Annotated in this window: 17 protein-coding genes; 12 read left to right on the top strand and 5 right to left on the bottom strand. The window is 35.9% G+C overall.

The features are described from left to right. The first annotated feature begins 3 nt into the window (after positions 1-3). The 9 genes from ACKWCD_RS18480 to ACKWCD_RS18440 all read left to right on the top strand — a co-directional run bounded on the left by ACKWCD_RS18480 (position 4) and on the right by ACKWCD_RS18440 (position 9673). Positions 4-2013: a DUF3857 domain-containing protein gene (locus tag ACKWCD_RS18480; protein ID WP_413985450.1), complete on the top strand. Its 2010-nt coding sequence runs from the start codon at positions 4-6 to the stop codon at positions 2011-2013. A 4-nt stretch (positions 2014-2017) separates the two neighbouring features. Further along, on the top strand, positions 2018-2344 hold the full coding sequence (locus ACKWCD_RS18475; protein WP_413985449.1) for a nucleotide pyrophosphohydrolase: 327 nt from the start codon (positions 2018-2020) through the stop codon (positions 2342-2344). A gap of 93 nt (positions 2345-2437) precedes the next feature. Continuing rightward, positions 2438-3667, top strand: a complete 1230-nt coding sequence (locus ACKWCD_RS18470) for a 3-phosphoshikimate 1-carboxyvinyltransferase (RefSeq protein WP_413985448.1) — start codon at positions 2438-2440, stop codon at positions 3665-3667. A gap of 86 nt (positions 3668-3753) precedes the next feature. After that, positions 3754-4803, top strand: a complete 1050-nt coding sequence (queA, locus tag ACKWCD_RS18465; protein ID WP_413985447.1) for a tRNA preQ1(34) S-adenosylmethionine ribosyltransferase-isomerase QueA — start codon at positions 3754-3756, stop codon at positions 4801-4803. A gap of 109 nt (positions 4804-4912) precedes the next feature. Further along, positions 4913-5953, top strand: a complete 1041-nt coding sequence (gene rlmN / locus ACKWCD_RS18460) for a dual-specificity RNA methyltransferase RlmN (protein WP_413985446.1) — start codon at positions 4913-4915, stop codon at positions 5951-5953. A gap of 98 nt (positions 5954-6051) precedes the next feature. Further along, the gene (locus ACKWCD_RS18455) at positions 6052-7029 is read left to right on the top strand and encodes a polyprenyl synthetase family protein (RefSeq protein WP_413985445.1); all 978 of its coding nucleotides are present in this window, start codon (positions 6052-6054) and stop codon (positions 7027-7029) included. 80 nt (positions 7030-7109) lie between these two features. Continuing rightward, positions 7110-7673, top strand: a complete 564-nt coding sequence (locus ACKWCD_RS18450) for an RNA polymerase sigma factor (protein ID WP_413985444.1) — start codon at positions 7110-7112, stop codon at positions 7671-7673. After that, positions 7660-8424: a hypothetical protein gene (locus tag ACKWCD_RS18445; RefSeq protein ID WP_413985443.1), complete on the top strand. Its 765-nt coding sequence runs from the start codon at positions 7660-7662 to the stop codon at positions 8422-8424. The genes ACKWCD_RS18450 and ACKWCD_RS18445 overlap by 14 nt, the downstream gene beginning before the upstream one ends. Before the next feature lie 172 nt (positions 8425-8596). Continuing rightward, a complete protein-coding gene (locus ACKWCD_RS18440) occupies positions 8597-9673 on the top strand; it encodes a hypothetical protein (RefSeq protein ID WP_413985442.1) in 1077 nt (358 codons plus the stop codon). Positions 9674-9675: 2 nt separating this feature from the next. On the opposite strand, the gene ACKWCD_RS18435 is transcribed toward ACKWCD_RS18440, so the two are convergent. From ACKWCD_RS18435 to ACKWCD_RS18425, 3 genes are all read right to left on the bottom strand, one after another. After that, positions 9676-10545, bottom strand: a complete 870-nt coding sequence (locus tag ACKWCD_RS18435) for a DUF4846 domain-containing protein (RefSeq protein ID WP_413985441.1) — start codon at positions 10543-10545, stop codon at positions 9676-9678. Between the two features lie 101 nt (positions 10546-10646). Then, positions 10647-11252 carry an SIMPL domain-containing protein gene (locus ACKWCD_RS18430; protein WP_413985440.1) on the bottom strand — a complete coding sequence of 202 codons (606 nt, stop codon included), beginning with the start codon at positions 11250-11252 and terminating at the stop codon, positions 10647-10649. A 104-nt stretch (positions 11253-11356) separates the two neighbouring features. Then, complete coding sequence (locus tag ACKWCD_RS18425) at positions 11357-11782, bottom strand: hypothetical protein (RefSeq protein WP_413985439.1); 426 nt, start codon at positions 11780-11782, stop codon at positions 11357-11359. 198 nt (positions 11783-11980) lie between these two features. Between ACKWCD_RS18425 and dnaG the strand changes: the two genes are divergently transcribed. Beyond that, entirely contained in the window at positions 11981-13960 is a 1980-nt protein-coding gene (gene dnaG, locus ACKWCD_RS18420) for a DNA primase (protein WP_413985438.1), read from the top strand. 71 nt (positions 13961-14031) lie between these two features. Here the strand turns inward: dnaG and ACKWCD_RS18415 are convergent, their stop codons facing one another. Together ACKWCD_RS18415 and nadE are read right to left on the bottom strand one after the other, a co-directional pair. After that, the gene (locus tag ACKWCD_RS18415) at positions 14032-14661 is read right to left on the bottom strand and encodes a response regulator (protein ID WP_413985437.1); all 630 of its coding nucleotides are present in this window, start codon (positions 14659-14661) and stop codon (positions 14032-14034) included. A gap of 173 nt (positions 14662-14834) precedes the next feature. Next, on the bottom strand, positions 14835-15623 hold the full coding sequence (gene nadE / locus ACKWCD_RS18410) for an NAD(+) synthase (RefSeq protein WP_413985436.1): 789 nt from the start codon (positions 15621-15623) through the stop codon (positions 14835-14837). A gap of 88 nt (positions 15624-15711) precedes the next feature. On the opposite strand from nadE, the gene gldB reads away from it, so the two are divergent. Both gldB and gldC read left to right on the top strand, forming a co-directional pair. Continuing rightward, positions 15712-16674 carry a gliding motility lipoprotein GldB gene (gene gldB, locus ACKWCD_RS18405; protein WP_413985435.1) on the top strand — a complete coding sequence of 321 codons (963 nt, stop codon included), beginning with the start codon at positions 15712-15714 and terminating at the stop codon, positions 16672-16674. Between the two features lies 1 nt (position 16675). Then, positions 16676-17008: a gliding motility protein GldC gene (gene gldC, locus ACKWCD_RS18400; RefSeq protein ID WP_413985434.1), complete on the top strand. Its 333-nt coding sequence runs from the start codon at positions 16676-16678 to the stop codon at positions 17006-17008.

Below are 17008 nucleotides of genomic sequence, written 5' to 3'. Positions count from 1 at the left end.
CAAATGAAATTAAGAGTTTTAGCATTTTTATTTCTACTAGTTTCCTATGCAAATGCCCAAGATGAAAAAATAAAATTTGGTAACATAGACAAAGCAGATGTAGAACAAACCAAGCATCCGATCGAACAAGATGCGGAGGCCGCGGTTCTCTACAAAAAAGAACGTGTTTTTTATGATTATAACTCAGAAGATGGCTTTGTCACAACTAGATACGCGCATTACCGTATTAAAATTTATGACAAATCTGCCCTTGATTGGGGCACAATTGAGGTGCCATTATATACTTCTAGTAACGGTGAAGAAAGAATAATTGCTGTGAAGGGCTACACTTACAACCTAGTGAATGGTAAAGTGGTAGAAACAAAACTTAAAAAGGATGGAATTTTTAAAGAAAATGTTTCAAAATATAGAAATAAAGCCTCTATAGCTATGCCCGAAGTTAAAGAAGGGAGTATAATAGAAGTTGAATACAAAATTACCTCAGATATGGCCGGTAATATTGATGACTTTAAATTTCAATATGGTATTCCGGTAAATAGAGCAGAGCTTAGCGTTGAAATTCCCCAGTATTATATTTTTAAAAAACATACAAGAGGGTTTTATCCTATTGATTTAAAACAATCAAGAAAAAACAGAAAAATAGAAGTTCGTTATAGGGTTGAAAATGATCCGGGTAGATTGAACTCTAGCAGTCGAACCAGTAACCTTGAATTTTACGAAAACGTGTATACCGCGAATATTGCTAATGTTCCCTCCTTAAAAGAAGAAGATTACACTGATAATATGAACAATTATAGAAGTTCAATGAAATTTGAACTTGCCTCTACCCAATTTCCTAACAGCTCCTATAAGAATTATAGCAGAACATGGGAAGATGTGGCGAAGGCAATTTACAAATATGATAGTTTTGGCGGAGAGCTGAAAAAGTCTAAAACTTTAAAAGATGCTGTTGAAGTAATTAAGAGCAAAACACCTGATAAAAATCAACTAGTAAATTCCATTTATGAACATGTCAAAAATAGAATGACATGGAATGATTTCTATGGTGTAGGAAGTGAAAATGGACTTAAGAAAGCTTACGAGCAAAAATCTGGGAATTCGGGAGATATTAACTTGATGTTAGTTTCAATGCTAAGATATGCGGGCTTTAAGGCAAATCCCGTCTTGGTAAGTACAAAATCTCATGGTATTCCTTTATTTCCAACCAATGGTGGTTTTAACTATGTTATAGCTTCTATTGAAGATGGTGATACTACAATTTTAATGGATGCCACTGAAAAAATGGCTCCTATAAATGTTTTGCCTACGAGGGTAATTAATTGGACTGGGCGGTTGATCAGAGAAGATGGAACTTCAAAAGGAATTAGTTTACTGCCAAAAAAAGCTTCAAAAAGAGTGGTTTTTATAAATGCCAATATGAAAGAAGATGGCACTATTGAAGGCAAGTTGAGAACTCAGCTCACCGGTAATTCAGGTTTTAGCTACCGAGATTCAAATAAGGAAAAGAGTATAGAGGATTTGATGAATGAAATGGAGGAAAAATATTTAGAAATGGAAGTTGATGACTTAGAAATAAAAAACCTAGATGATTATAGCAAGCCTATAGTAGAGACTTGTTCTTTTGTGAAAGAGAATCAGATTGAAATTATTGACAATAAGATTTATTTTAAACCTGCTCTTTTTATGGCAATGAACAGGAATCCCTTTAAAATTGATCAGAGGGAATACCCTGTGGATTTTGTTTATCCTAAATCGAATAAAATAACAATTAATTTCAGTTTGCCAGAAGGTTATCAAGTAGAATCTATTCCTGAATCAAAAGCCCTGGCGTTACCCGATAATATGGGAAGTTTTAAGTACGCGATAAAAGAGAATGGTAATAGTTTACAATTCAGCAGTACTTTAAATATAAATAGTGGGAATATACCCTCAAATCATTATAATTCTTTAAAAGAATTTTATAATCAAATGGTCATTAAATATTCGGAAAGAGTAGTTTTGTCTAAAATCTAGTCAGATGAACATACAAGATTCTCAACAAGCAGTAGATAGTTGGATTAAAGAACACGGAGTGCGCTACTTTGACGAGCTCACTAATATGGCTCAACTAACAGAAGAGGTAGGGGAGGTAGCTCGAATTATTGCTCGTAGATACGGAGAGCAGAGTGAAAAAGAATCGGATAAGAATAAAGATCTAGGTGAAGAACTCGCTGATGTTCTTTTCGTTGTACTCTGTCTAGCCAATCAAACCGGAGTAAATCTTCAAGAGGCTTTTGACAAGAAACTTGACCTAAAAGCGAAGCGAGATCACGACCGACATCACAATAACAAAAAGTTGAAATAGTGTTATCTTTACCCCTTAATTTCGGGCTGTCTTTTGGAATGTTTTTATTAACAGGATTCCGAAAAATGAAAACAACTTAAAGAGAATACTACATTGAAATTACATCTATCAGGCCCCTCCAATAATCTTCTTCAACAAGACATCCAAATAACAGGATCTAAGAGCGAATCAAACCGTTCTTTATTGTTGCAAGCATTGTACTCAGGTATTTCCATCAGCAATCTTTCTAACTCAGATGATGCCGAGGTCATGCAAAAAGGCCTGCAGATTTCCAGTGGTATTGTCGATATTCATCATGCAGGTACAGCAATGCGTTTTCTGACTAGTTATTTTGCTTCTCAAGAAGGTAAAGAGGTTACACTCACAGGATCTCAAAGAATGACTGAGCGGCCCATTAAAGTTTTAGTAGATGCTTTAAGGAATTTGGGGGCGGACATTGAATATGAAAAGAACGATGGCTATCCTCCTATTCGCATTACAGGAAAGAAACTAACCAAAAACAGAGTAAGTCTGCCGGCAGATATTAGTAGTCAGTATATTTCATCTTTATTACTCACAGCTCCAAGTTTAGAAAATGGACTCGAACTAGAATTAATAGGGAAAATTACTTCGGTGCCCTATATCAAAATGACATTAGCATTATTGAATGAAATAGGTGTTGAAAGTTCATTTGAAGGAAATACAATCAAGGTGATTCCAAAAGCATCTGTAAATAAGACAAATTTGGTTGTAGAATCAGATTGGAGTTCGGCTTCATACTTTTATAGTATTGTTGCGCTTTCTGATGTCGGGACAGAAATTATATTATCCGCATATAAAGAGAATAGCCTTCAAGGCGATAGTGTTCTGGCAAAAATTTATACTGATTTCGGAGTTCAAACTATTTTCGAAGACCATAAAATTATAGTAAAGAAAACGGAGAATTGTCAACTGCAAGGTGTTCAATATGATCTTGCTAATGCTCCCGATATTGCCCAAACGATAGCAGTGACTTGCTTTGGTCTAGGAATTAGTTGTATACTCACAGGCCTTCACACATTAAAAATTAAAGAGACTGATCGTTTAGAGGCTTTGCATACCGAACTTTCAAAACTAGGAGCGGTTATTTTTGTTTCAGACGAAGATTTGACTTTGGCTCCTTCCACTGATATAAAATCAGACATCGCTATTGATACCTATAATGATCACAGAATGGCTATGGCTTTTGCTCCTTTGGCCATGAGAACATCAATCATTTTGAACGATGCTGAAGTAGTTTCAAAATCGTATCCCGATTATTGGAAGGACCTTAAAACTCTCAAATTTGGGGTAAAAGAATTATAATTGTCATTTAATCTGGCTTTTACTTGACATCCCCTATACCAGCATCGTATATTTGCAGCCGCAAAAACCTTATTAAAACACGGTAAATGAAACTATCACATTTCAGCTTTGAACTTCCAGATAATTTACTAGCAGAGTATCCTTCTGAAAATAGAGATGAATCTAAATTAATGGTCATCCATAGAGAAACAGGAAAAATTGAACATAAGATGTTCAAAGATATGATCGACTACTTTGAAGAAGATGATATTATGGTCATCAACAATACCAAAGTATTTCCTGCAAGATTATACGGAAACAAAGAGAAAACAGGTGCACGTATCGAAGTTTTTTTACTTCGTGAACTTAATGAAGAACAACGTCTTTGGGATGTTTTGGTAGATCCTGCTAGAAAGATACGTATTGGTAACAAGTTGTATTTCGGAGAAGATGAAACCCTAGTGGCTGAGGTAATTGATAATACTACTTCTAGAGGAAGAACTTTACGTTTTCTCTACGATGGTTCGTATAATGATTTTAGAAGAAAACTCAGAGAATTAGGTGAGACTCCGTTGCCAAAATATATCAAAAGAGATGTAGAACCAGAAGATGAAGATCGTTACCAAACAATTTATGCCAAGCATGAAGGTGCGGTTGCGGCTCCTACGGCGGGTTTACACTTTTCGAAACACTTGTTAAAACGTCTGGAAATTAAAGGCGTTAATTTTGCAGAGCTAACATTGCATGTTGGTTTAGGTACGTTTAACCCAGTAGAGGTTGAAGACTTGTCGAAACACAAAATGGATAGTGAAGAGCTAATCATTGACGAAAAGGCTACTGAAATTGTGAACAATGCAAAGGCGAATAAAAGAAGAATTTGTGCAGTGGGTACCACTGCAATGCGTGGTTTGGAAAGTGCAGTTTCTTCACAGAAAACACTGAATACTTTTGACGGGTGGACAAATAAGTTCGTTTTCCCTCCTTATGAATTTAGTATTGCCAATGCAATGGTTACTAACTTTCATTTACCAAAATCTACTTTATTGATGATGGTTTCAGCTTTTATGGGGCATGATTTGATGAAGAAATCATATAAAGAAGCAATTTTGGAAGGCTATAAGTTTTATTCTTATGGCGATGCTATGTTAATAATCTAAAAATTTTATGGTCATTTCCGCGCCTATGCTAAGTTCACTTCGGTAAAGGCAGGAATCTATTAATCCCTCTTTACATTTGAAATAGATTGAAGAGGGATTTTTTTATCAAGTGGAAACTAAAAAGAAAGATATACGTGCCTTAACGCGAGAACAACTTCGCGATTTCTTCGTTCAAAACGAAGACAAAGCCTTTCGTGGTAATCAGGTGTATGAATGGCTTTGGCAGAAGTCCGCACATTCTTTTGAGGTAATGACTAATCTCTCAAAGGAAACGCGAGAGATGTTAGAAGCTAATTTTGTTATCAACCATATCAAAGTTGACGTAATGCAACGAAGTACCGATGGTACTATTAAGAATGCAGTTCGTTTGCACGATGATTTGGTTGTAGAATCGGTATTAATCCCCACGAATACAAGAACAACAGCCTGTGTGTCAAGTCAAGTTGGCTGTAGTTTGGACTGCAAATTTTGTGCAACCTCTAGATTGAAAAGAATGCGCAACTTGAACCCTGATGAGATTTACGATCAAGTGGTCGCTATTGATAATGAAAGTCGACTTTATTTTGATCGACCTTTAAGTAATATTGTCTTTATGGGAATGGGTGAGCCTCTCATGAACTACAACAATGTGTTGAAAGCTATCGATAAGATTACGTCTAAGGAGGGATTGGGCATGTCTCCTAAAAGGATAACGGTGTCTACATCCGGTGTGCCTAAGATGATTCGAAAGATGGCTGATGACCAGGTTAAATTTAACCTTGCGGTTTCTCTTCATTCGGCAATTGATACTATTCGAACATCCATTATGCCATTCAACGCAACATTTACTTTGGTTGATCTAAGGGAAGCTTTAGCATATTGGTATAGTAAAACGAAAAGCAGAATCACTTATGAATATGTCGTTTGGAAAGACATTAACGATACGCAAAAAGATGTTGATGCTTTGGTGGATTTTTGTCGTTTTGCGCCATCAAAAGTCAATTTGATCGAATATAATCCCATTGATGATGGCGAGTTTCAACAGGCATCGAACAAAGCTATTGATATGTACGTAAACACATTAGAGCGAAGTAGAATTGTAGTTACGGTTCGTCGCTCAAGAGGAAAAGACATTGACGCAGCCTGCGGGCAGTTGGCAAATAAGGCCTAGTCTATTCTACTAATTACTGGACTCTAAAGACTATTTACTCCCACCTTTTGCTTAGTTTTATACTTCTGAACAAGTTAGCCCGCAAAACATAATATCCTTTGAAGATAGTATCTCAAATAAAAGATCCGATTCGACCTGAAATGGAACTCTTTGAGTCGAAGTTTCGCGATTCAATGTCTTCTAAAGTTGCACTCTTAAACAGAATTACCCACTATATTGTAAATAGAAAAGGGAAGCAAATGCGGCCCATGTTCGTTTTTCTAACAGCAAAATTATTGAACAATGGGCAGGTGAATGAACGCACCTATCGCGGAGCCTCAGTGATTGAATTAATACATACGGCAACTTTAGTGCATGATGATGTAGTTGATGAAAGTAGTAAACGTCGTGGTTTTTTCTCGATCAATGCGCTTTGGAAAAACAAAATAGCCGTACTAGTCGGGGATTATTTATTATCAAAAGGCTTGCTGTTATCTATTGATCACGGTGATTTTGATTTGTTGCGTATAATTTCAGTTGCTGTTCGCGAGATGAGTGAGGGAGAACTACTTCAGATAGAAAAAGCACGTCGTTTAGATATTACCGAAGAAGTATACTATGATATTATTCGTCAGAAGACTGCAACTCTTATTGCAGCTTGCTGTGGACTTGGCGCGTGTTCCGTAAAGCCTGATTCTGAAGATGTAGAAACTTTTCGAAAATTCGGGGAACTCTGCGGAATGGCATTTCAAATAAAAGATGACCTTTTTGATTATGGAAGTACCGCAATTGGTAAGCCCACAGGAATTGATATTAAGGAGCAAAAAATGACACTTCCCCTAATTCATGTATTGAATATTTGCTCAAAGGATGAAAAAAAATGGCTTATCAACTCCGTTAAGAATCACAACAAAGACAAGAAAAGAGTTAAGGAGGTGATTGCTTTTGTAAAAGAAAAAGGAGGATTGGATTATGCTGTCGAAAAAATGTTGGCCTATAAAAATCAGGCACTCACTTTACTAGAAACTTACCCTGAATCTGATTATAAGGCTTCTTTGGAGCTCATGGTCAACTACGTGGTGGACCGTAAAAAATAACTTTCAACTTTTTTCACCTACTTAGGCAACGTTTTTGAAACACTCCTCGTCTATGCTAATAGAAGATAACTAAAACCGTTTTGAAAATTATTTCATTCTATACAAATGAGAAGCAGCTGATAAAAAAATCGGCATCAGGCAATCGAGAGGCGCAACAGCACCTTTACGAAAAGTATGCTCCTAAGATGCTAGGTGTATGTAGGCAATATATAAAGGATATTCATTTTGCCGAAGACGTTATGGTGAACGGTTTTGTAAAAGTTTTCAAACACCTCGACAGTTTTAGGTTTGATGGGAGTTTTGAAGGTTGGATACGCAGAATTATGGTCCGAGAGAGTATTAGTCACCTTAGAAAAAGACAATTTGTTGTTTATGATGATAGTATCTATGAAAGGACATCCTTAGAAAGTACACCTTCATCTTCGGAATTAGATGTAGCGCACATTCAAAATTTGATTGACGCGCTTCCAGAGGGATATAGAGCGGTATTTGTACTATTTGCAATAGAGGGCTATTCTCATACGGAAATAGCAGAGATGTTAAGTATTTCTGAGGGAACATCAAGATCGCAATTATTCAAGTCAAGAAAAATGCTCAAAGAAAAATTAAAGCAACAAAATATCATTGGTTATGGCACCGAATAAATTTGAAAAACATATTAAAAAGCAGCTTCAGGAGCGAGAGATACAGCCTTCTGCAAATGCATGGGAGAAGTTGTCTGAAAAATTAGATTTAGATGCTGATGCACCTCAATCAAAGAAAAGGAATTATTTCTGGTATAGTATTGCAGCTAGTTTTATAGGGCTTTTAATTATTTCGGTAGTTTATTTTAGTTCAGGCAGCCCTTTAAATACTAGTCCAGATGTTCAAATTGTAGAAACAAAAGAGGATGCAAGCGATACTAAAACAGATTCGATTTTAAAAGATGATAAAGAAATTGAAGAAACTGTTGCTGAAAATGATAAAACTGAACTAGCACCAGCTCGAAAAGTAGAAAGAATAATTGGTAGTCAAACTTCTGAATTAAAGGACCAAATTACTTCTGTAGATCCAGTTAATAAAGAGGCTGAAGCAGCTGTTGAAAAGAGTTCAAAACCGACTTATTTTAAAGAAGAAATCATCAATACTAAAATTTTGGAAATAGTTGCGACTGTCGATTCACTTGAACTGAATAGAGATGCCTTGACAGAAGCTGAAGTAGATGATTTGCTAAGAAATGCACAAGATGAAATACTACGCGAAAAACTTTTTAACCAAAATGGATCGGTTGACGCTATGGCGTTGTTAACAGAGGTTGAAGACGAATTGGATAAATCATTTAGAGATCAAATATTCGAGTCTTTAAAAACAGGATTTTTAAAAGTACGTACAGCTGTTGCCGATCGCAACAAGTGAAATAGCTATAGGCAATATCAAAATATATATTTAAAAAACTAGGTTTCGAGCTAAACCTAAGAACAATTAAATCTCGATTATCGAGTAAATATTCATCAATCATTAATTCAGTCTCTATGCACTCCTCTTTTTACGGAGAGGGGTGGTAAGAGACATCTAAATCAAAGTTATTATGAGAACCATTACCATTTATTTTTTACTACTGTTTGTGTCTTTTTTATCGCAAGACCTTAGTGCTCAAGAGGAACAATTTGAGAGAAAAATCGAAGTTCTTCAGAACTTAAAAGATAAGATAGTTACACAAGAAAAAGAAGCCTTGAAAGAAGAGGTGGAAAAAATAAATGAACAACTTAAAAACGAAGACATTACTGCAGAACAAGCCAAGGTTTTGAAAGAAGAAGCGGCTAAAAAGCATGCTTTAAACATTGAAAATAAAATCGCTATCGTCGACAATAAAATTGCCCTTTTGAAACGGAATGAAGATGATGTAATTGCTATTGAAAAGACTGAATATAGTGATGATGATGGAATGTTTAAAATTGATGTGAATGGAGAACGTGTGGTATCTATAAATTCAAAAGACTGGAAGAGAGAAATAAAGTATGATCGTCGTACATACCTGGATCCTGTTATTGCAGTTGGTTTTAACAATACAATAATTGATGGACAATCTTTAGAAGATTCCCCATATAAATTGGGAGGAAGTAGGTTTCTAGAATTTGGTTGGGCTTGGCGCACCCGTGTATTTAAGAATTCAAATGCCCTTCGCTTAAGCTACGGGGTTTCATTTCAGTTTAATGGATTGAAGCCAAAAAACAATCAGTATTTTGTTGTTGATAATGGAGAAACTGAACTTCAAGAATTTGAGTTTGATTTGAGAAAATCGAAGTTTCGTATGGATAACTTGGTATTTCCGATACACTTTGAGTTTGGACCTTCTAAATTTAGCAAAACGGATAAAAGAATTCGATATTCGATTCGTAATCAATTTCGATTAGGCATAGGAGGTTATGGAGGTTTCAATATTGGATCAAGACAAAAACTGAAATATAAAAACGAAGAAGGTAGAAACGTTAAAGATAAACTGAAAGGGGGTTACGATACTTCCAGTTTTGTATACGGTCTAAGTGCATATGTTGGTTTTGATGGCATACAGCTATACGCTAAATATGATTTGAACCCTATTTTCAGAAATGCTGCAGTTGAGCAACGAAACATCTCATTGGGAGTACGATTTGATTTAGACTAGTTCTAAAACCGCTTCAATTCGGACTTCTTAAACGTCCACTCCGGAGTACGTAATTTATTGGAAATTTCAGAAACCCCATACCATGGACTCAAATCTGTGTTATTGGGGTTTTTAAGTACCTGAATTTCTTGAGCAGGCATATAACTTTGTGCCAAAAGAAATATTTTTTCATTTGTATCTTTTTTATGTGCCATATCTACTACGATTAACGCATGACCGGGAAATCCACCTTTAATAAAGACATCACCTATTCGCATTTCAGCCAATGAAATTGATTTCATTTCTTTTTCCAAAGATGCGGTCCCCGCATAACTAAAAACCATTTCGAGATATTTCCAGAAATCCTTCGCTGAATCTGAGGCTTGTGAATTCTGTTTCCAAGAGACTTTATTTCCTTTGACTAGAATTCGTTTTCCTTTGCGCCAATTTGCGTAATCAGCTTTGAATCCATTTATGAAATTAAAATGTATGCTGTCATACTTTTTGTTTTGAAAAAGATAATCCGCTCGCAAACGCATAACAGCGTCGGCACATTGGTGAAGGTCTCGTTTACCAATGGGTAAATCTACAACGGCATCGTAGACGTTTTGATTTGGTTTGACATCTCCGTTAAAATAGGTGACTAAAGAACCAGCTGGTTTTAAGGGAAGATTTCTTAAATAAGAAGAAAATGAATTACTATCTGCGGAAATCCTATCAAAGCCTTCAGGTACTTGGAATCTTGTCACAATTGTGTTTCCCGTAGTATCGATTTTCTGTGAAACTTCTGCTATGGCTAGTCTTTTCTTATCAGTTGATTTGTTTTGTCCACAGTTCAAGAGCATCCAAAAAGTACACCCAAAAAGAAAAAAAAGATTAATGCCAGTTCTCATATGATATAAATATCTTTTTTGATTAGTGTTTTGAAAAGGAAAACCCCGTTAGTCAAATTAATGATTCACAGGGTTTTCCATAAACAACCAACTAAAATTTGTTATTGCAATTCAAAGGAAACAGATATGTAATAATCTCTTTTATCTTTGACACTGCTATAATACATTGATTCTGATATTTTTTTGGTGTTGGTGTCACTTAAGTAAATAGCTTTTCCGGTTGTTCTTCCAATTTTTGCTGCTATTGCATCGGCTTTTGTTTTGGCGTTTTCAAAGGCGGCCTTAGCGTAGTCTGCCATTTGAGCGTCGGTCAATTCCATTTCTAAAGTTGTGTCTGAACGTGTTACTCCGATTGATTTCACATTTAGAAACTTCTGCATTTCTTCTAAAGAGTTCGTTTTGAAGACAATAATCGTCCCCTCTTTTTCGTATCCTAGAAGGGCATAGTGTAAATTATCTTCAGTAAGACGGTCACTACTAATACCAACTTTCGCCAACTTATCGAAATATCCTGATTTGACCTCAGACATACTCATGGTCTGCGAGTCGTAATAGACATTGTTAAGACTAACAATCATTTTGCTAGAATATTCGGGGTTGATGCTATAAGAGTGCACCCCATTTACGGTAATATTGTTTTGATAATTTTGAGCCATTGCTGTCATTGTTATAAGAAACATTACTAAACTTGCTGCTAATTTTTTCATTTGTGATATTTTTTAATTGTTGTTTTGATTTTCCAAACTGAACTATTTCAAGGTTTGGACTTAAGGTTATCAGTTAAAATTCTAACGCTTTATTTAAGGGAAACTTATGCTACTGTCCACATAAATGAAGCGACTATCATCCAAATACCTACCACTATACCAACAATACCTAATTTACCTTGCTTAGGCGCTATTTTTTGTCTTAATTCTTCAGCTTTTGCCTTGGCCGCTTCGTTTTTAGACAAGAATATTTTGTTAATTAAACCTGAACCCAACATGAAACCAAGAGCTGCTGACACGACATTTCCTGCTAATAAAGTGATCCACCAAATAGGAGCACTACTAAGCCAGTTTAGGTTCAGAACGGCAGTAATAATTCCCCAAAGGCCCCAGAAGCAAAAAACGAGGCCAATCCAGCCTTGATAGGGCTCTATTTTTTCTAATAGTTCTTTTGCGTTTGGTTTTTTCGACAGTATTAAAGATGGTACTGCGATAATGCTTAATAAGATCAATGTAATTCCCCAGATCATAATTTTTTGTTTTTAGGTTATTAAAAGGGTTCGTAATTCTTCGATACAAAGTTGCGGCAGTTTGGGCGCTAATTTTACCCTATCGCTAGCGAAAAAGTACTCCCTGAAAATGGGGATATGGGGTTTTTACAAGGATTCATTTTACCTTATATTTACTGACACTGATAATTGTATTAATTAATAGAGAAGGAGACTGATTTGATTTCAAAATCTACGATAGACCAAGTATATGAAACAGCCCGCCTAGAAGAGGTGATAGGGGATTTTGTACAATTGAAAAAATCAGGATCTAACTTTAAAGGTTTGAGCCCTTTTACGGATGAACGCTCTCCGAGTTTTATGGTATCTCCGGTAAAACAAATTTGGAAAGATTTCAGTAGCGGAAAAGGTGGAAATGTTGTCGCTTTCTTAATGGAACATGAGCACTTCACCTATCCGGAAGCTATAAAATACCTTGCGAAGAAATACAATATTGAGGTAGAAGAAACCGAACGTACAGATGAACAGAAGCAGGAAGCTAATGAACGTGAAAGTATGTATTTGGTTTCTGAATATGCACAGAAGTACTTTTCAGATGTTTTATGGGAAAGTGAATTGGGCAAGGCAATCGGACTGAGCTATTTCAAGGAAAGGGGTTTTACCGATGAGACCATCAAAAAATTTCATTTAGGCTACTGCCTAGATCAATGGGATGGATTTACAATGGCTGCGTTAGAAAATGGCTATCAGCTCAATTATCTAGAAAAAACAGGATTAACCATTGTTAAGGAAGATATTTCTAATCCTAATAATTCGAAAAAGTTTGACCGCTTTAAAGCCAGAGTGATGTTTCCAATTCATTCGATGAGTGGGAGAGTTTTAGGTTTTGGTGGGCGAATTTTGACGAATGATAAAAAAGTAGCGAAGTATTTAAACTCCCCTGAGAGTGATATTTACCATAAAAGTAAAGTGCTCTATGGCATCTATTATGCAAAACAATCGATTGCCAAAGAAGACAATTGTTACTTGGTAGAAGGATATACTGATGTCATTCAATTTCACCAACGCGGAATTCAAAATGTTGTGGCTTCAAGTGGAACTGCCTTAACTCCAGAACAAATTCGACTCGTCAATCGACTAACTAAAAACATTACAGTTCTCTTTGACGGAGATGCTGCGGGATTAAGAGCCTCACTTCGGGGAATCGATTTAATACTAGAACAGGGCATGAATGTTAAGGTCTGTACCTTTCCTGAAGGAGAAGACCCCGATAGTTTTTCAAAGAACAATGATTTAGAAGAAGTTTTAGAATATCTCAATGCGAACTCTAAAGATTTTATTCAGTTCAAGGCAAATTTACTGGCCGAGGAAGCCGCCGATGATCCTATAAAACGAGCAGATACGGTTCGTGATATCGTGAATAGTATTGCCAAGATACCAGATGCAATAAAGCGGGAAATTTATATCCAGGAGTGTGCTAATATTATGAATGTCTCTGAGGGAGTTCTTTTTAGTACCCTCGCTCAAATTGGAAAAAAGGACATAGCTGACGCTTCAAAAAAAGTAAAACAAGAACAAAAGGCCTTTGATGTAGTAAAGAATGAAGTAGCGGTTGAAAAGGTAGACGTACAATATGAGTTGGAACGGAAGATTATTGAAATTCTCTTGTTATATGGAAAAGAGGAACAGCAGTTTGAAGATTTGGTGTTAAAGGAAAATGAAGAGGGCGATTTGGTTTTAGAGCCTGCATCTTTAGAAATTAAGGTTTACGAGAAAATTTATTTAGATCTTCAGGATGATGAAATTGAATTAACCAATGATAGATTCCGAAATATTTATCAAAAGTTAATTGAAGAGCTGAATGAGAAAGAAGATTTTACCGTAAATACCTTCTTGGCGAATCTAGATCAAGAAATGGTTTCTGAGATTTCGTCTATCTTGATGGAAGAAGAGAAATATATGCTGCACGATTGGGCACGCAAAGACATCTATCCTAAGGAAAAGAAAACGGTAATTGCGCAATTAGTAAGTGAAACCATATTGACTTTACGCTGTTATTTGATTAAGAAGCGAATGTTAGCACTTCAAGAGGCTACGCAAGACAAACAAGAAGACAATCGCGAGACACTTGAAGAGATTATGAACTACTTGCAATTGAATACACTTCTGAATAGAAAATTAAATAGAGTACTTTCTTAGTTATCAAAATTTATAAAATAAAAAAGCCCAGCAAATGCCAGGCTTTTTTATGAGACTTTTATAAACCGGTTCTAGTACAATTCTAGAGCTTTGGCTTGCTGCAAGAGATCAACCATGTTGTCAACGTTTAATTTCTTCATTAAACGTGCCTTGTAGGTGCTTACAGTCTTTTCGTTTAAATTAAGGCCAAGGGCAACATCTTTGTTACGTTTTCCGCTGGCTAACAATTTCAATACTTCAACTTCTCTTGTAGAGAGTTTTCTGAAGAATCGACGAGGTTTTTGCGTTCCTTCATCGAAGGCTAAACGCTGGGCAAGTTCATTTGTAATGAACATGTTACCTTCACTTACCTTTTTTACCGCTGAAATGATATAATCAATATCAGAAGCTTTAGATAAGTAACCAAAAGCACCCGCTCTAATAGTACTTAATGCATAGACATCTTCCGATTGTCCACTGTACATTAAGACTTTAATGTCTGGATACTCTTTCTTGATTTTTCGTAGAGTGGCGATTCCATTAATTTCTGGAATATCCATTTCTAACATAACAACGTCTGGAGTTACTTTTTCCAAACGCTCAAATAATTCCACTGTGTTTGAAACAGCGTCCACGACCTGAAAACCGTTTGCGGAATCCAATACGTGTTTAACCCCCATCCTAATGATTGGGTGGTTGTCTGCAATTAGTACTTTAATCATTTTTGATTATGTTTTTGGGACAAAAAACCTTGGTTGCTCGGTCTGTCTATAATTACTGACACGCAATGTAAGGCTTAATTATCTAATTCGGGAACAAAAGTTTATTTTTTTTTACAGATAACGCAATTTTTGTGATTTTATTCGTCTTAATTACAAGTATTTAGGTCAAAATGCTAAATTAGAGTACTTGGAATCTTACAAATTGGTATCGGAATCATCTTATGCTTATTGGCAGAATTAAATCTTTTGTAAATTATAAAAACCTCTTTTTTACGACCCTCAAAATCATCAATACCCTTTCCTTGATCATCCATTTCCATGGCCCATTCCAGTTCTGGATATGATGCTCCAATTTGATCTTCGTCAGTTCGGTCATCTCCCCAAAGACCGTCGGTGGGGGCAGCTTCTTGTATGTCTTTGTTAACTCCTAAAAATTTTGCGATTGCATAAACTTGAGATTTGTATAAATCCGCAATAGGGCTCAAATCCACACCTCCATCACCATATTTCGTATAAAATCCCACCCCAAAATCTTCAACTTTATTTCCTGTACCGGCAACCAAGTATCCGTTTAATGCCGCAAAATAATATAAAGTAGTCATTCTTAATCGTGCTCGGGTATTTGCTAATGACATAAATCGACTTTCTTCATTCTCAACTGTAGGAAGATTCGCAACTAAACTATCGAAAACTGGTGTCAAGTTTACAGGTTGACGCGCTACATTGGCGAAATTTGATTGTAACCATTCTATGTGTTTAGAAGCTCGGTTCTCTTGATTTGGAGCTTGATGAATAGGCATTTCCAAACATAAAAGATCAAGGCCAGTTTTAGCGCAGAGCGTAGAAGTTACTGCTGAATCAATTCCACCAGATATACCTATGGTAAAACCTTTTATACTTGCATTTACCGCATAGTCTTTTAGCCAATTCACGATATGATCTACTACTTTTTCAGTTTGCATGTATTAGTTCTTTATATAAACGATTAACTTTGTGCCTAAAAATAAACCGAACTAGTCTAATATTAAAATGTTACGGAAATTACTTTCTATGAGAAGACCTATTTTTATTGTTTTGATAATGGCTTTAGTTATTTTTGGATGTAATGATACTGACAAAATTGAAGCTGAAATAGCAAAAATTCCTGTCAAGGTAGATGTTTCAAGATTTGATCGAGAATTTGCAAAGGCTAAATCAGAAGACCTTCCTGAATTAAAAAGCACGTACCCCTATTTATTTCCTAATCAATATCCAGATAGTGTTTGGGAAGCTAAACTAAAGGATACTATTCAGATTGAACTTTTCGATGAAGTTGGTAAGTCCTTTCCCGATTTTGAGGAGGAAACACAAGATTTAACAGCCCTTTTTCAACATATTAAATATTATTATCCAGAATTTAAGGTACCCAAAGTCATTACATTGACTTCAGAAGTACAATATAACAGTAGAGTGATCCTTGCCGACACTTTACTGCTACTGGGTTTGGATAATTATTTGGGTGCTGATCATAAGTTTTATGTGGGTATTCAGGAATATATTTCAGCTGAGCTGGATAGAAAGTTTATGATAAGCGATGTGGCTGATAACTTTGCGCGTAAAGTAGTACCGCGTTTGAGTGATCGTACTTTTTTAGCTGATATGATTTACTACGGAAAGATCCTATATATAAAGGACAAACTATTACCCAATGCTGATGATGTCATTAAAATGGGATATTCGAAAGATCAGCTTGATTGGGCAGCTGCGAATGAGGAACCTATTTGGCGAAATTTTATCGAACAAGAGCATTTATACAGTACAGACCTTAATTTAAGACAACGATTCATAGATCCAGCACCCTTTTCAAAATTCGGACTGGAATTAGACAATGAATCACCAGGTCGCTTAGGTCAATATATAGGATGGCAGATTGTTCGTGCCTTTATGGATAAAAATGAGATTACCCTTCAACAATTGGTGAATATATCAGCCGAGGAAATCTTTAAAAAAGCAAACTATAAACCCCGAAATTAACATGGCAGACTTACATACTTCAGAAATTACATTAACTGTTGGTTTAGACGAAAACAGAGTGCCAGAAACTCTTAACTGGTCTGCTCAGGATGGCGGTGTCGACAATGAAGAGGCCAAAGCCATGCTCTTATCCGTTTGGGATAGTAAAAATAAAGAGTCTTTGAAAATCGATTTGTGGACAAAAGACATGCCTGTTGATGAGATGAAAATCTTTTTTCACCAGACATTAGTATCGCTTTCTGATACGTTTATGAAAGCTACACACGATGAAAAGATGACTGCCCAGATGAAAGATTTCTGTGATTACTTTGCTGAGAAGTTGGAATTGAAATAG

This window comes from Maribacter taeanensis (assembly GCF_047345145.1).
Lineage (GTDB): Bacteria > Bacteroidota > Bacteroidia > Flavobacteriales > Flavobacteriaceae > Maribacter_C.
This window is presented reverse-complemented; position numbering and strand designations above follow the sequence as displayed.

Excerpts from the sequence above, each read along its gene's own strand:
- ACKWCD_RS18435 (WP_413985441.1), bottom strand. The coding sequence starts at position 10,545 with ATGAGAACTGGCATTAATCTTTTTTTTCTTTTTGGGTGTACTTTTTGG.
- nadE (WP_413985436.1), bottom strand. The coding sequence starts at position 15,623 with ATGCAAACTGAAAAAGTAGTAGATCATATCGTGAATTGGCTAAAAGAC.
- ACKWCD_RS18445 (WP_413985443.1), top strand. The coding sequence starts at position 7,660 with ATGGCACCGAATAAATTTGAAAAACATATTAAAAAGCAGCTTCAGGAG.
- gldB (WP_413985435.1), top strand. The coding sequence starts at position 15,712 with ATGAGAAGACCTATTTTTATTGTTTTGATAATGGCTTTAGTTATTTTT.
- ACKWCD_RS18430 (WP_413985440.1), bottom strand. The coding sequence starts at position 11,252 with ATGAAAAAATTAGCAGCAAGTTTAGTAATGTTTCTTATAACAATGACA.
- ACKWCD_RS18480 (WP_413985450.1), top strand. The coding sequence starts at position 4 with ATGAAATTAAGAGTTTTAGCATTTTTATTTCTACTAGTTTCCTATGCA.
- ACKWCD_RS18440 (WP_413985442.1), top strand. The coding sequence starts at position 8,597 with ATGAGAACCATTACCATTTATTTTTTACTACTGTTTGTGTCTTTTTTA.
- ACKWCD_RS18415 (WP_413985437.1), bottom strand. The coding sequence starts at position 14,661 with ATGATTAAAGTACTAATTGCAGACAACCACCCAATCATTAGGATGGGG.
- gldC (WP_413985434.1), top strand. The coding sequence starts at position 16,676 with ATGGCAGACTTACATACTTCAGAAATTACATTAACTGTTGGTTTAGAC.
- ACKWCD_RS18475 (WP_413985449.1), top strand. The coding sequence starts at position 2,018 with ATGAACATACAAGATTCTCAACAAGCAGTAGATAGTTGGATTAAAGAA.
- ACKWCD_RS18425 (WP_413985439.1), bottom strand. The coding sequence starts at position 11,782 with ATGATCTGGGGAATTACATTGATCTTATTAAGCATTATCGCAGTACCA.
- queA (WP_413985447.1), top strand. The coding sequence starts at position 3,754 with ATGAAACTATCACATTTCAGCTTTGAACTTCCAGATAATTTACTAGCA.